A 15,126-nucleotide genomic window follows, 5' to 3' on the forward strand; every position below is an offset into this window, starting at 1 on the left:
ACCCACAAAGTTGAAATCAAGATGGGCACAAAGTAAAGAGCTAATTCTAAGCTTCGTTTTAAGCAAAAATAACAAAAAACGGATACAATAGATTATTGTCTACTTGACAAATATGGCTAAATGGATGGTTAATCGTGTATGAAAATAAAAAGCTTTCAGTCCCCGATGGAGCTCAGGTTTTAAGTGCTTCAGATGCATTAATGGGTAAAAACATGACGATTAATGATGGCGTACTTGAAGGTGTAGATCGCGGTAATGTTTCTGAAGCGACCTTCAAAGTATCCATCTCCTCTGATGGAGTGTATCAAATTGACGTTCTAAGACCAACTTTAGGGACAAAACATAAAAATGGAATTCTAGGTTTAAGGGCTGACGGCCAGGAACATCGTTTGAAAACTCGAAATAAAGCGAAGGCTGAAAAAACTCCTGGACTCATTTTGAGTCCCATGGTTGTCAGTGAATTCAAATCTGGGGAACATGAGATTGAATTTTCCTCACCCAATTTTCTAGGTTTAGCTAAAGTTATTATTAGTCCTCTTGGGGGAAATAATCCATTAGAGGCCAAATTCTTAAAGGCCAAAAAAAGAGCAGAAGCTTCTCAGGCGATGTACAAAAATGAGAAGCCCTCAATCCAAGCTTTTGTGGGTGCTCGTGGTGACGATGGCATGGACCATAAAGTTTTTGACTCATCTAAAGTTGTTAAAGGCGAAATTGGTGTCCCAGATATTTATGAGTTCCAGGGACGTTTAGAAGATCTCCCCGTACCAGTTAAGGACCTGAGCTCAGAAAATAAGCTGGCCAACATCATGATTGTCGGGCTTTATAATGATAATTTGGTTAAATCAAAAGAAGTTTTTGGTGCCCCGCTAAAAGTTCACTCAGTCGAATTTGAAGCCCCTTATTATCCTCAGTGGCCGATGGCGAGCTATACAGAGATTTTTCCCGCGGGCGAGAAGGGTTCAGAGGCTTATACCAAAGAAGTTATTCAGAACTTCATGAATCGCGCTTTCCGCAAAACTGTTGAGCAGGAGAAAGTGGATAGGTACTTCAATTATTGGAAACAGATTAAGGACGATTATAAGCGTTACGAAGATGGCGTCAAAGAAGTGTTTGTGGCAGTGCTTTGCTCACCTGAATTTCTTTACCTTACTGAAGCCAAATCAAAGCAGCAGGTCAATGATCAGGCTCTTGCGAATCGGATGTCCTATTTTCTTTGGAATACGACTCCCGATGACCAGCTCATGCAACTCCTAAAATCAGGGAAATTGAATGAGCAACTTGACTCAGAATTGGAGAGAATGATCCATGATCCGCGCATGAAGGATTTTATTGCGCAGTTCGCAAAAGAATGGCTACGCTTAGATCGTTTAGAATCCATGAGTGTCAATGTTGATAAGTACCCAGACTTCACTCGATTTGTGAAAAAAGACATGAGATTGGAAACGCTGAGTTTCCTAGAATACTGCCTGGAAAATAACCTGCCAGTTACTGATTTTATTGATTCTGATTTCGCGATGCTCAATCAAAATCTCGCAGAATTCTATGGTATTGAAGGCGTTCGAGGCAATGAGTTTAGAGCCGTGAAAGTCAGTACAGAAAGTCATCGCGGCGGACTCCTGACTCAAGGAAGTATTCTAACTGGGCATTCAGATGGTAGTCAAGCGCACCCGATTAAGCGTGCTGTTTGGCTCATGGAGAAACTGCTCAATGATGAACCACCGCCCCCACCACCGAACGTGCCGGAACTCGATGCGGATAATCCGAGCTTTAAAGGACTGACAATTAAACAGCAGCTCGAGTTACATCGTGAGAAATCTTCTTGCGTAAGCTGCCACGAAAAAATTGATCCCTGGGGAGTCGTTTTTGAAAAGTACGATGCAGTGGGGCGTTTTAACTCCTCAGCCGATTCCAAAACTGAACTTCTCGATGGAACTGAATTGGATGGCTTAGATGAACTCAAAGTTTACGTCATGGAGAATAAAAAACGCGACGTTCTCGAGTCAGTTACGCGGCACTTACTAGCCTATAGTCTTGGGCGAGATTTATCTTACATGGATAATGAAGATATCGATCAAATTGTCGACGAAGTTGAAGCCAAGGGATTTGGTTTTCAGGACCTCGTAAAAACAATTATCAAACATCAAATTTTTAAAGCGAACTAGGAGCGAATCATGAGTCAAAAACCCTGGCATTTAAATCGTAGAACTTTTCTTAAAGGCACGGGTGTTGCCTGTGCACTACCTTACCTAGAAGCCATGTCAGCTTCTCAAGCTAATACAGAAGCGCCAAAACGTCTTTGTTACATCTACTTTCCTAATGGAGTCAGTAACCCATCTGAAACTAATGAGGAAAATACTAAGTGGCGTTGGTTTCCTCAGGGTGAAGGCAAAGAGTACAAAAATAATTTTGCTCTGAGTCCTTTAAATCATCTGCGAGAAGACATGACGATTTTGGGTGGGCTTTCCCATCAACGTTCTCGTGAACTCATGGGGCATATTGCGGGTGATACTTGGCTCACAGCAGGTGATTTGAGAACGACCTACAATAATAATATCTCAGTGGATCAAGTGGCTGCAGGCCATTTAGGGAAAAACACACGTTACAAAAGTTTTAATTTTAGTGCCGATGGTGGTGTGGGCTACAAGAGCCGGGCATCCACTTTGTCCTATAATGCTCAAGGTCTGCCTTTACCCTCTGAACATAAGCATCGGCAAATTTTTGAGCGATATTTCTCGCCTAATGGCATGGGAAGTACAAGTGAACGCCAAAAGAAGATTCATCAGGGCAAGCGCATGGTGGATTTGATTATGGGGAGCAGTAAAGATCTGAAGAGAAATCTGGGCAAAAATGATCAGGTGAAAATAGACGAATACCTCCATTCACTGGATTCAGTGGAAGGTCAATTGGAACGCAATGAAGCTTGGCTTGGAACGCCATTAAAAAAAGTCGATACCTCTCATTTGAACTTTGATTTAGATCCATCAAAAAATGCCGAAACTTATGTACGTAGCATGTATGATCTCATGGTTTTAGGCTATCAAATGGACTTGACTCGAGTGATGGCTTTTATGGTGGCAAGAGAAGATGGCATGGGTTTTGGTGAAAATTATCCAAAATTGGTTCTGGGGGCAGAGAAGGGTCACCATAGTATCAGTCATGCGGGTGACCCAGAACTATGGAGTCGCTATGATCATTGGCTAACACAGCAATTCTCATATTTCTTGGATCAAATGAAATCAGTCAAAGATGAGCACGGTTCAATTTTAGACAATACTCAAGTTCTCTATGGTAGTGCCTGTTCAACAACTCATAATGCGATTAATTTACCACTGATTCTTGCTGGGGGTAAAAACATGGGACTCAATCACGGTACTTTTACAAAGTATACGGATAAAACTCCCATGAGCAACCTCTTTGTCAGTATGCTCAATGCAACGGGACTTCAACGCAGTCGTTTCTCCGATTCAACGGGTAAGCTTCCGGGAGAGGTTTTTACTTAGTGCTGGGGACGCCAAGCACCAGCTTGGCAACTGTGGGAAACCTGGGAACGCTAAGCTCCAGCTTGGCAATCGCGGATAAAAAAGAATTTTGTTATTCATTTAATGCCAAGCACCAGTTTGGCAAATGCTCTGAATAAAGAATGTAGTTTTCAAATAAAGCCAAGCTGGTGCTTGGCGTACCATGAGGTCTTATGAGATTTTTTATACTTTGCATATTTTTCTCGACGTTTATATTTGCTGAAAACTGGCCCATGTCAGGTGGACCAGGTGGCAATTGGTCGGTAGATACGGAGGATTCAATTCCTTTGCAGTGGTCGGTGCGCAAGTCGCAAAATATTAAATGGCGCGTCGAGCTCCCCGAAGGAGGACAGGGCGGTATAGCTATTTGGGGAGACAATATTTTTCTTTGTATCAATCCGCCAATTCCAGATGCGGAGGCCGCAAAAATGGATCCCAAAAAGAAAAAGGGAGGCATGAGTGCAGATGTCGTTTTTCTATGTCTCGATCGTAAGGATGGCAAAACTCTATGGCAAAGAGAAATAAAAGGGCTTATGCCAGTTGGCTACAATTATAGTTTTAGTGACTCCACAAGTATTTGTCCCGTAACTGACGGAAAATATGTTTGGACCATTAACGCCAGTGGGGGCATGGCTTGCTTTGATTTTGAGGGTAAGGAACTTTGGTCACGGACTTGGATGCCAACGGGTGGACGTCCCTTTAATAAACAATTTGATTCGATTCTCTATGGGGACCTGTTGCTCAATGTGGAGCCACCAGATGAAGAGGATAAAACAAGGAATGCTTTATGGAACTACCTACGGGCTATTGATAAGAAATCGGGTAAGACTCTTTGGATCAGCAAAGAAGCTGTTGGCCATTATAATACGCCGATTTTAAACTCCCTAAGTAATGGTAGTCCCGCAGTATTGATAGGACGAGGCGGCGCTCATGGTGTGCCAGAGAAAGCTGTTGGCATGAGTTTGATAAGTCTTACTAAGAAAGGTTTAGGCAAAGCAATATGGAATTGGGAACCTGCAGGAGATCATAAAGAAAATCGCTGGGGAGGTTTAGCTAATATGCATTGGGATGTATCCAAAGCTTATTGGTTTGTGGGTAAAGATAAACTTTTCTACACAAGTGTCGATATTAATTCGGGAAAGGAACTGAGTCGCTCATCATTAATGCAGGGAGATCGCTACGATTATGATGAGAAAAAGCAACAATATATAAAAACCCTAGGCTTTAGCTTTGATAAGCAGGAGCGTCAGCCCTACACAAGTATTGTCTCAGGCGAGTACCTCTTTTACATGATGCGTTACGAGCCCTTTTTAGTTCGTCATCATATTCCAACAGGTAAAAATGAATTTATTGAGCTGCCAACTGAAGTCCACTGTAAAAAAGGCAAAGCAGAGCAATGGCTATGGCGGACGAATGAAAAGAATGATGGACTGAACTCACAGGGCTACGCCGTGTCTTGCGATAATCGCGGCCGTGGTGATAACTTTCAAAAATGTTTCCCGGGTTCACCAACAAAGATAAATCAATACCTATTTTTCACTCTCCCTCTAGGACTGACTTACGTAGTGGATAGTTCTGCAAGTGATATCACTCAATCCCTCGTTTCTGTAAACGATCTTGGTCCTAGGGAACAAGTGTTCACGCTTAATTCATTGACTTATGCCAAGGGAGAAATCTTCTTGAGGGATTTAAAAGGAATCAGCTGTATTTCAAACGGAAAATGACGAGATAAGCCTAAATCCCTGAGCTAAGCACAAAGGAATAATGTTTTTGATTTGTTTCAGTCATTAACTTTAGTTAATTGATAAGGAATAAAACAATGACTTTTAAAAAGCTTTTTCTTTTGGGAGGCTTGTGCCTCACTACTTTAAATGCGGTAGAAAAACCCAATATCATTTTAATGATGGCCGACGACTTGGGTTACGGCGATGTGGGTTTTACTGGTAATGAAATTATCAAGACCCCGGAATTAGATAGCTTTGTAAAAGCAGGGGTGATAATGACTCATTCCTATGCAGGCGGGCCGGTATGTTCCCCAACGCGAGGAACTTGTCTTACGGGGCGCCATTATCACCGCTACGGAATTTTTTCAGCCAATGTAGGGCACTTGCCGAGGGAGGAAGTTACCATTTCTGAAATACTTAAACAACAAGGATACTTAACTGGGCATTTCGGTAAGTGGCACCTTGGGACCTTGAGTAAAACAGTTTCAGCAAAGGGACCTGGACGAAAACCAGAAGTGAACTTTTCTCCTCCCTGGGAACATGCTTATGATGAAAGCTTTGTTATGGAGTCTGCAGTAGGGACCTGGGATCCGGGTTATGGTAAAAGAGCGAAAAATAATCCATTTTATAACAATGGAGAAACGACAATGGAACACCTCAAGGGTGGGGCGGCTCGGGTGGTGATGGATAGGGTGATTCCCTTTATCAAACGAGCAAAAGAAGAGTTAAAACCCTTTTTGGCAGTCGTATGGTTTAATGCGCCACATAAGGATATTATTGCCGGAGAGAAGTACTTGGAAATGTATAAAGGTCATGGTGACTCTGCTGCTTATTATGCTTGCATCACTGAAATGGACGAACAGCTTGGACGACTGCAAAGAGAGCTTAAAAATTTAGATTTATATGAGAATACTTTGCAGTTCTTCACCAGTGATAATGGTCCAAAAGGAAAAACCCCTCAAGTGGGAGATCTAGTGGCGGGTTCAGCCGGGAGCTTTTCTGGAAGAAAACGCGATTTATACGATGGTGGGGTTCGAGTTCCCACTGCAGCCGTTTGGCCCGCAAAACTTCCCTCCGCTTCACTTTCAGATATCCCTGCATCTACTTTGGATTATTTGCCCACAATTGCGGGTATTGTGGGAGCCCCGCTTCCCGAATGGCCCATTGATGGCATTGATATTATGCCTCAGCTTTTAGGGCAAGTAAGTGAACGTGATAAGGGCATCCCCATGAGTCGCGGTAGCCTGATGGCCTTAGTTAAGGGGAAGTATAAGTACATGACGAATTCTTCTGACACAAATGTCAATGATGTGATGTACGATTTATCGAGTGATATTGCTGAAAAAGAAAATGTTCTGAAAAAAATGCCCGAATTGGGAGCGCAATTGCGTGCCGAGATTCTGGCCCTTGATAAGAGTTTTGCCGCCAGTCATGCGGGCAAGGATTATAAGAATCCAGATTTTGTTCCAGTGGGAAAGTACCCCGCCATAAAAGCAGGTAACAAGGGCGTGATTCAGCCGAAAAATAATGCTTCGGGATTAAAAGACTCAAAGTCTAAGAAAAATAAAAAAACTAAGGGTAAAAAGTAAATAAGTACTGGGACCGCCAAGCACTAGCTTGGCAATTGCGGACAAAACTTCATCCACAGGTTTCATTGATTAACGCAGGTTATTAAAAAACAATCTGTCTCACCATTGAGAACACCGCGTGATATTAACAAGTTTAACTCAACGCTAAGCCTAAATTTCTTTTCCATCCATCCGTGTGGCAACACCTCACGACCGAGGAATATGAAATTCACTTTGAGTCAATTTTATTCACTCCTTTATCCTCTGATAGAATCTTCATTTGTGAGATAGCAATGGAGTTTAACTTTTTTAAACGCAGTCCTTGCTTTAAGCCATCTTCGATAAAAACGGCGTTTAAATTCTCCATATTGGAGAGGCAGACTAATTGCTCAATTGTAGCATAATCACGAAGGTTACCTTTTTCTCCTCTATTTTCATCTCTCCACTCCTTTGCGGTACAGCCAAATAGTGCGACATTCAAAATATCGGCTTCATTGGCGTAAATTAAAGACGCCTGTCGAGAGCTAACTGCATCGGGGATTAAATTTATTTTTACAGCATCAGTATGGATACGGTAGTTGATTTTGGCTAAATTACGACGAATATCCCAGCCTAAGAGTTTTTGTTCCTGGTCTTTTAGCCTTTGAAATTCTTTGATGAGGTAAACTTTAAACTCTGCACTCACCCACATGCCAAACTCAAAAGCAATATCTTTGTGGGCATACGTTCCACCATAACGACCAGCTTTAGCAATTAGGCCTATAGCATTCGTTTGGGCTTGCCATTCTTTTACACTTATCTTATAACTGTTTAATCCGGCCAGACTTTTAATTGTGGCATATTCGCCATAATTAAAATTTGAGTTGTGAACTTTTTCCCATATTCCTAAGAACTCAACTGTATTTCGATTGCGTAACCAATCCGATATGAAAAAATCCCCATCCTTTGATTTTAGCATATCAGTTAATGAAATGTATTCTTCATCATCAAGTTTTAGGATTCTTATCTCATTTCCTTGAACATCGATTTTATTCATTGTGACTCCTTTTAAGTCAATTTAATATAAATATCTTTAAAAAGCTATTTTTTAATAGTTAAAATATGGTTTTTGGACAATGTATATTTACCTTGAATCTAATTATCCCCCTGGGTACGCCAAGCACCAGCTTGGCAATTGCGGATAAACAGACCGCTGCGCTGAAAGACCGCTGCGCTGAAAGACCATTCGCAAGCTTACTGAAAGATCGCTCATTTCATTCGCTGCAGATCGGCTCAAACATCCACTGATTGACTCAGGTAATTGAAAATTCAAAATTTATAATTAAAAATTGGAGCTCCAGCTCGGCATCTAAGCGTCAGCGCCCTCCCAAGGCAAGGTATTGCCACTTAATAAGCCTAAACGGAACTTAATTTCACCCCTAGATCAAAGATCAAAAGACCTGCCTTGTTATAGAATAAACGAGTAATTTATAAATGTAAAAATAAGGAATGAATTGTGAAACTTTTTTCTATACTAATTTTTGCGCTACTGAGTTCAAGCGCACTTGCCGATAAGCCTAATGTGATTATTATCATGACTGACGACCAGGGCAATAACCTCGGCTATGAGGGCAACCCCCATGTGCGGACTCCGCATATTGATCGCGTGGCAATGAATTCAGTTCGTTTGGGGAACTTTCATCAAATGCCCATGTGTACCGCATCGCGTGCAGCTTTGATGACCGGTAAATATGCGGAGTACACAGGTGCCTGGAGAACGAGTCTCGGACGTACGCTGATGAGAGGGGATAATTACACGATTGCGGAAGCTTTTAGAGATCAAGGCTACGCTACGGGACATTTTGGTAAATGGCATTTGGGTGATAACTACCCCATGCGCCCTATGGACCAAGGTTTTGACGAAGTTGTCGCACTTGGTTGTGGGGCAGTTGGTCAAATTGGTGATTATTGGGCTAATGATTATTTTGACGATACCTATATTCACAATGGTGAATACAAAAAGTATGAAGGTTACTGCACAGATGTGTTTTTTAATGAGACGATGCGTTTTATCAAAGAGACAAAAGACAAGCCTTTCTTTATTTACTTAGCTCCCAATGTTACTCATCTACCTTTGATTGTGGCAGATAAGTATTCTCAGCGTCATATCGATAATGGCATTAACCCCAAACTAGCGACCTTTTACGGTATGGTAGACAACTTAGATGAAAATTTCGGTCGACTAATGGACTGTTTGAAAGAAGAGGGTGAATTGGAAAATACAATTTTACTTTATACAACAGATGATGGCATGCAGGGTGCTGCAGGTAACTCCACACCTACTACTTGGTTTAAGGGGATGAGAGGGAAAAAGGGATCAAAAGAAGAGGGCGGCCATCGCGTATCATGTTTCATGAGCTGGCCTGCAGGAAATATTGGTAAAGCTGGAAGCTTAAATAATACATTGACCTCAGTCCTAGATCTTTACCCGAGTATGTTGGACCTCTGTGGCTTGGAGCTTCCGAAGGGAATAGATTTTAATGGTCGTTCATTCAAGACCTATTTAACTCAGCCTTTGGCTCCAGAAGATGATGAACGCGTTTTATTTTTCTATTACTTCAATCCTAAAAAATTAGATGATCGCGAAAAGACAAATTGCGTTATTTGGAAAAACTGGCGCTTACTTTCATCCAAAAATCTCTATGATATTTCAAAAGATTTGATGCAGGAAAATGATGTGGCCTCACAGCACCCTGAAGTAGTTGAAAAGCTTGTAGCGGCATTTGATGCTTATCACGCCAAGGGCAAAGCCTTAGTTCAGGCACCCGTTCGAATTCTAGTTGGAGCGCCAGCAGCTCCAGTAGTCGTCATGACAAGTCAAGATGCTTACGCAACTCCAGTGGGAAATCCACCAAAATGGAAGGGGCAATCATTTACTCAAAGAGCTCCCGAGAAACTGGAACAGTCTTATGGTCCTTATATGCTTGATATTGTTCGCGATGGAAACTACACCATCAAGCTTTCCCGTTACCCGCTCTACACAGGAATGACCTTCAGTGATGGCAAAATTAAAAAGGGGGAAACAGCTAAAGTGATTGAAAAAGTAAGAATGACCATTGCAGGGCAGACACTAGAGAAACAAGTAAGTGCCAAAGATACTCATGCAAGTTTCACTCTTGAACTCAAAAAGGGCGCGGCAGCACTTGATACAGCCCTCTTGGGAGATGGTCTCAATGGTATTGCCTATTTCGTCACAGTTGAATACAATGAAAAATTGGCCAGTAAGTAAAATGACGAGCCTCAAAAAAATATCTTTCCTAGCGAGTTTTGTCTGTAGCCTTGTCAGTGCTGCAGAGAAACCCAATATCATTTATCTCCTAGCCGACGACATGGGCGTGGGCGATGTAAAAGCTTATAATGCAGATAGTAAGATTCCTACGCCCGCCTTGGATAACTTGGCTGCTAATGGAATGATGTTTACGGATGCTCATACAAATTCATCTGTCTGTACGCCCACGCGTTACGGAATTTTAACGGGGCGCTATAGTTGGAGAACTACTAAAAAAAGTGGTGTAACTCAAGGACTTTCACCCCATTTAATCGATTCTAATCGCGAAACTGTAGCATCACTTCTAAAGAAAGAAGGTTATGCAACTGCCTGTATTGGTAAGTGGCACTTGGGAATGGATTGGTCTCTCAAGGATGGTTCTATAGCAGATTCTAAGTCTGATCAATCGCAGATTGACTTAAGCAAAGAAATTCAAAATGGCCCCAACAAAAATGGTTTTGATTATTACTTCGGTATGGCGGCATCGGCCAATCATTCACCTCATTGTTTTATTGAAGATGGTTATACCGTTGGGAAATTGCAAGTACTCGATGATAAACAGAGAAAGGCAGTTGGGATTGATGGTAAACCAGGCTTAGTGGCCAAGGGCTTTAAGCAATCGGAAATCCTGCCACGTTTTACTGAAAAAACCTGTGAATGGGTAAGGTCGCAAGTGAATCAAAAACCTGATCAGCCTTTCTTTGTCTACATGCCACTTAACTCTCCTCATTCTCCGATTGTTCCGAGTGCTAAGTTCTTAGGAAAAAGTGGCTTGAGCTCTCACGGTGACTTTTGCATGGAGACGGATTGGGCCCTAGGTGAAGTCGTAAAAATTTTGAAAGCCTTGGGCATTGAAGATAATACAATGATTATCTTCACCGCAGATAACGGAACTTCTCCCATGGCAAAGTTTGAGCCCATGCAGGAGCAGGGACATTTCCCAAGTTATATTTATCGTGGTCTCAAAGGTGAAACATACGAGGGTGGGCATCGCGTGCCTTTTATTGTGAAGTGGCCCAAAGGCCTTGCGCCAGCTAAAACTTCAGATCAGCTCATTTGTACTACCGATCTCATGGCGACGGTAGCTGAAATTAATGGCATCGCTTTAGCCAATAATGTTGGGGAAGATAGCATTAGTTTTTTACCTGCGCTTAGAGAACAAGCCATACCCGAATTAGCGAATCGCGCAATTGTGCATCATTCAGATGCGGGTGTATTTGCCATTCGACAAGGAAAATGGAAACTGCTTTTAGATAATATCGGCGGGTCAAGACGCAGTAACCCCAAGGATAAGCCAGTCATAGACGATGCCGAGATTCAACTATTTGATATGGTAAATGATCCGCAGGAGAGTACGAACCTCTCTCAAAAGAACCCCGAAATTGTCGAAGGTCTCAAAAAGCAATTAGCTGACTATATCAATAAAGGTCGTAGTAATGTGGGAACGCCGGTCTCAAATGATTCTATGGAAACTAAAAAAACTTGGGCTCAGCTCTGGCCGCTTAAAGACTACTTAAACGAGGCGACTCTAGCGCAAGTTGGCAATAAGCCACCCAAGAAAATTCAGCAGTTGGCAAAAAAGGATAAAAAGTCAGCTAGCGATAAAAAAGTTAAACGCATAAAATGAGTTCTACTTTTTTCATTTCTATACAGAGCGGTGCTTGAAATACATTTTCTTTACCCATTCAGAAACTGGATGTTTTTCATATTCCTGACAAAACATACGGGCCTCTTTGGCCGGATATTCTATGAAAGGAAAAGGGTGTTCTGGTGGAAGTACAAGAAAGGATAACATTGATGCTACTGTTAGGTCGGCTCTAGTAAACTCATCATCCATTAAATACTCGCTCTTACGAAGTCTATTTTCTATGTCATTAATTGCTTCATGAAATGTAATCTTGGCTTGTTCGACTTTTTCAGTAGAGACCACGTATTTCTGTTTCATTTTAATGCGCAGAAAAGGGTAAGTTAAAGAAAATAATAATTTTTTATATCTAGGCATTCCATGAGTGAAGCAAGCGCGAATAAACGCAGGATAGTTCAATAAGCTACTGTAGAGAATTTGACGAATACTTTCACCGATTCTTACATCCATGTCAGATTCAAGAGCCAAACATTCCTGACGTTTTTTTTCATCCAGTGGGGTCAATAAACGAGTCGGATATTGTTGTTCGAGATAATCAATAATTTCACTTGAACCCTGAATTGCCTGTTTGTCATTAATCAATAAAGGTACACATGTATCTGCCGCGTATTGACGAACGCTTATGAGATGAAATCCTGGCATGATAGCAACGGCTTGAAAAGGAATTTTCTTAAAGTCGAGAGCCCAACGAGCTTTCTCGCAATAGTGTGAATGTGGGAACTCAAGTAGTTTCATCATGGTCTCTCATTTTTTATCTCTTTCGTATAAGGTCGAGTTATCTTTTGTGTTTTCTATTCTTTTTTCATTTCTTTAGTATAACGGCCGGGTTTAGGCATTTCTGAGCGAAGCGAAAACATCAGGTACGACACATGGTTGAACGAAGCCGCCCTGCGGCAGGCTGTGCTTGTGTAAGTCATTTTCTCCTCTTGTCAAAACTTTCCTCGGTGCCTTTTAATTTGTAGTTTGGTCTTCTTTTACGGTAGTTTTTCTCTGTAGCTTATCAAGGACACAGTTTTGTGTTCTGGCTTAATTAAACGGAGAAAAATGATGAATGATTCATTCCAAAAATATTATAGAGCGATGCAATTGGAGCTTAAGCTCCAAGCTAAGGCAAAGAGTACAGTGGACAACTACTTGCGAGCTTTGCGTCGCGTCAATGATTTGATTGCTTCGCCTCTTGATCAACTTAAAGAAGAGGAGCTCAAGCTCTACTTTTCTGAATTGGTGGATACTTATTCCTGGAGCACGGTGAAGATGGATCGCTGTGCCCTAAGTTTTTTTTATCAATACGTGCTCAAGCGCGAGTGGAAATGGCTCGAAATTGTTCGTATCCCCCGAGTAAAATCCTTACCCGATATCCTCAGCCAAGATGAAACTTTACTGATTTTGTCTCATTTGGAAAAAGCTCGCTATCGAACTTGTCTCACAGCAATTTATTCCATGGGTCTACGCATCAGCGAGGGTGTGAGAATTCAAACGGGCGACATTTGCAAGGATCGCATGCGTTTACATGTGCGCAATTCCAAGGGCTACAAAGACCGTCTCGTTCCCTTGCCCCAAGTGACTTACCAGATGCTAAGGGATTACTGGGTGATGCACCGCAATCCGCTACTGCTATTTCCGCGTTATGCCGGGAAAAGTCGTAGCAATTCCAAAACGACTTTGCACATGGATAAGGGCGGGGTGCAGTCGGCCTTTAAAGCGGCTTTGGCTGATAGTGGCCTCGCCAAACAGGTGTCGGTGCATTCCCTGCGTCATTCCTATGCAACACATTTGGTGGAAGCGGGAGTGGAAGCGGGAGTGAACTTGCGAGTAATTCAAGAAATCCTCGGTCATAGTTCTCCGGCAACCACGGCGATTTACTCTCATTTATCAAAACCCGTGATACAGGACTCCGATGGCATGATCAACAAATTGATGCAGCGCCTAGGAGCTCTGCGATGATGGATTTAGTCGAGCTCAGCGAAAGATATTGGGACGAGCTGAGTTCGACACTTGATCAGGATCAGAGACGCGCTTTTAAGGCTATGATGAATTGCCGTCAGCAGAGTGCAGGTGGATCTTACTATGCCTGCACGAGTTGTGGACATGTTCATTATCACTGCCGATCTTGCGGAAACCGCTTCTGCAGCCGTTGCCAAAACCATCGGGCGAGCCAGTGGCTTCATCGACAAAAACAGCGTCTCTTGCCATGTCCTTACTTCATGGTGACCTTTACTCTGCCGAGCTCTTTGCGTGCCATTCCAAGATGGCGACGAAAAGAGATGTTTGATGCCTTGTTCATGGCCTCAAGTCAAGCTCTCAAAGAAATGTGTAAAGATCGTCTTGGTGGTGAATGTGGCATGATTGGCGTTCTGCATACCCATGGGCGAGACTTGTGCTATCATCCTCATATTCACTACATCGTTCCCGGGCTCGTACTCAATAGTCAGGAAAAGCTCTTACGAGTGATCAAGAAAAATTATCTCGTCAACAATAAAGCTTTAGGCGCATTGTATCGTGGTAAATTTCTCGCAGCCTTAACTGAGCACAAAATTGGCTTCCAATCCTCGCTTTATGCAAAAAGTGGAATGTGGATGCCGAAGTGTAGGCCAAGGGCTTCATGCCCTCGAATACTTAGTCGCTCCTCATGCGAGGTGTAGTTTCAGAGCAATCCTTGTCCGAAAAGAGGATAAAGTTCGACTGCGGTATAAGGATTCGCAGACCAAGCGGATGGACTCCAAAGATTTTGGACCCGTGGAGTTTTTACAGCGCCTCGCTCAGCACGTCTTGCCAAGGGGCTTCCATCGCGTGCGGGAATACGGTTTTCTCGCTCCTGCAGCCAAGAAAAAACTCTTTCTTATGCAGAACTTACTGGAAGTCAAAATTCCCAATGATCCTCCGCCAAAATTACCTGCGCTACGCTGCAGTCTTTGTCAGGGCATTATGCTGCCCATTGGCCGAGTCATTAGTGAAGGACGTCTCAAGCAAGAATCTTTAGTGTCAGTAGGGGCACGCTCGCCGCCTATAGTTTCAATCTCCTAAGTTTATTCATTAATTTTTTCAGTACAAAACTTTGGGTCATAGATCCCCTATGCCCAAATTTGAGGAATTTCAGTATAAATGCCCTTCAAAAAATCTTTCGATTGCGATTAATCCTAGGAAAAGACTCGACCTTCACAAAAGTAGTGAGTCCATCTAGTCAAACAGGCGTATCCATTGCCTTTTTTGGGGCAAAATTGACCCCTTCATCTCCCTCAGGCTAAAAAGCTAAATACATAGGGCGGGGTCCGAGCATGGGGCTCGTCCAACCATTGATTAAGATTCCGGCTACTTTGGGTTCCCTTTAATATCAGCGAAATCTAATCTTATTCGTTAGGGAAAT

Annotated in this window: 11 protein-coding genes; 9 read left to right on the forward strand and 2 right to left on the reverse strand. The window is 42.5% G+C overall.

The features are described from left to right. Positions 1-134: 134 nt before the first annotated feature. The 4 genes from LNTAR_RS04975 to LNTAR_RS04990 all read left to right on the forward strand — a co-directional run bounded on the left by LNTAR_RS04975 (position 135) and on the right by LNTAR_RS04990 (position 6,831). Positions 135-2,162 (forward strand): DUF1592 domain-containing protein, encoded by a 2,028-nt coding sequence (locus tag LNTAR_RS04975; protein WP_007277545.1) that lies wholly within the window; start codon positions 135-137, stop codon positions 2,160-2,162. A gap of 9 nt (positions 2,163-2,171) precedes the next feature. Continuing rightward, entirely contained in the window at positions 2,172-3,500 is a 1,329-nt protein-coding gene (locus LNTAR_RS04980) for a DUF1552 domain-containing protein (RefSeq protein WP_007277546.1), read from the forward strand. 191 nt (positions 3,501-3,691) lie between these two features. Continuing rightward, positions 3,692-5,242, forward strand: a complete 1,551-nt coding sequence (locus LNTAR_RS04985) for an outer membrane protein assembly factor BamB family protein (protein ID WP_157473250.1) — start codon at positions 3,692-3,694, stop codon at positions 5,240-5,242. A 95-nt stretch (positions 5,243-5,337) separates the two neighbouring features. Next, on the forward strand, positions 5,338-6,831 hold the full coding sequence (locus tag LNTAR_RS04990; protein ID WP_007277548.1) for a sulfatase family protein: 1,494 nt from the start codon (positions 5,338-5,340) through the stop codon (positions 6,829-6,831). 208 nt (positions 6,832-7,039) lie between these two features. Here the strand turns inward: LNTAR_RS04990 and LNTAR_RS04995 are convergent, their stop codons facing one another. After that, a complete protein-coding gene (locus LNTAR_RS04995; protein ID WP_007277549.1) occupies positions 7,040-7,846 on the reverse strand; it encodes a KilA-N domain-containing protein in 807 nt (268 codons plus the stop codon). A 459-nt stretch (positions 7,847-8,305) separates the two neighbouring features. Between LNTAR_RS04995 and LNTAR_RS05000 the strand changes: the two genes are divergently transcribed. Together LNTAR_RS05000 and LNTAR_RS05005 are read left to right on the forward strand one after the other, a co-directional pair. After that, positions 8,306-10,078, forward strand: a complete 1,773-nt coding sequence (locus LNTAR_RS05000) for an arylsulfatase (RefSeq protein WP_007277550.1) — start codon at positions 8,306-8,308, stop codon at positions 10,076-10,078. Then, complete coding sequence (locus LNTAR_RS05005; protein ID WP_007277551.1) at positions 10,056-11,744, forward strand: sulfatase family protein; 1,689 nt, start codon at positions 10,056-10,058, stop codon at positions 11,742-11,744. The genes LNTAR_RS05000 and LNTAR_RS05005 overlap by 23 nt, the downstream gene beginning before the upstream one ends. Before the next feature lie 18 nt (positions 11,745-11,762). Here LNTAR_RS05005 and LNTAR_RS05010 read toward each other — a convergent pair whose 3' ends face one another. Beyond that, a complete protein-coding gene (locus LNTAR_RS05010; RefSeq protein ID WP_040914281.1) occupies positions 11,763-12,500 on the reverse strand; it encodes a glutathione S-transferase family protein in 738 nt (245 codons plus the stop codon). A 306-nt stretch (positions 12,501-12,806) separates the two neighbouring features. On the opposite strand from LNTAR_RS05010, the gene LNTAR_RS05015 reads away from it, so the two are divergent. The 3 genes from LNTAR_RS05015 to LNTAR_RS28175 are packed head-to-tail and all read left to right on the forward strand — an operon-like array spanning position 12,807 to position 14,786. Continuing rightward, positions 12,807-13,706 carry a tyrosine-type recombinase/integrase gene (locus tag LNTAR_RS05015; protein WP_040914282.1) on the forward strand — a complete coding sequence of 300 codons (900 nt, stop codon included), beginning with the start codon at positions 12,807-12,809 and terminating at the stop codon, positions 13,704-13,706. Further along, entirely contained in the window at positions 13,703-14,404 is a 702-nt protein-coding gene (locus LNTAR_RS28170) for an IS91 family transposase (RefSeq protein WP_007277554.1), read from the forward strand. Before LNTAR_RS05015 ends, LNTAR_RS28170 begins: the two co-directional genes overlap by 4 nt. Then, a complete protein-coding gene (locus LNTAR_RS28175) occupies positions 14,319-14,786 on the forward strand; it encodes a transposase (protein ID WP_083799954.1) in 468 nt (155 codons plus the stop codon). The genes LNTAR_RS28170 and LNTAR_RS28175 overlap by 86 nt, the downstream gene beginning before the upstream one ends. Positions 14,787-15,126 lie beyond the last annotated feature (340 nt).

Source organism: Lentisphaera araneosa HTCC2155 (assembly GCF_000170755.1).
Classification (GTDB): Bacteria; Verrucomicrobiota; Lentisphaeria; order Lentisphaerales; family Lentisphaeraceae; genus Lentisphaera; species Lentisphaera araneosa.